Source organism: Leucobacter japonicus (assembly GCF_001273855.1).
GTDB classification, from domain to species: Bacteria; Actinomycetota; Actinomycetes; order Actinomycetales; family Microbacteriaceae; genus Leucobacter; species Leucobacter japonicus.
In genome coordinates this window covers 1-222 of sequence record NZ_JHBX01000118.1, presented here as the reverse complement: position 1 = coordinate 222, position 222 = coordinate 1, and the positions used below count along the sequence as shown (strand labels likewise).

Sequence of the window (222 nt, the reverse complement as noted above, 5' to 3'; positions counted from 1 at the left end):
CGATGCGCACGACCTCGGCGGCCTCCTCGGGCGAGCTCGTCGCGTTGCCGGCGTGCCGCACGGCATGCCACACGAGGCCGGAGGGGCCGGCGCCCGTCACTTCGCGCCGCGAGGCGCCGGAGTGCGCGCCGAGCCGCCCGTCGTAGGCGAGCTCGGAGACGACCTCGGTGAGCTCGGGGCGCATGCGCCGGGTCTCGGCGAGGAAGTATCCGAGCGCGGGAG

1 protein-coding gene is annotated in these 222 nt (G+C 76.6%); it reads right to left on the bottom strand.

Going from position 1 to position 222, the window contains the following annotated elements:
• On the bottom strand, positions 1-222 hold a 222-nt coding region (locus tag AMS67_RS17645), incomplete at both ends, for a hypothetical protein (protein WP_162230858.1).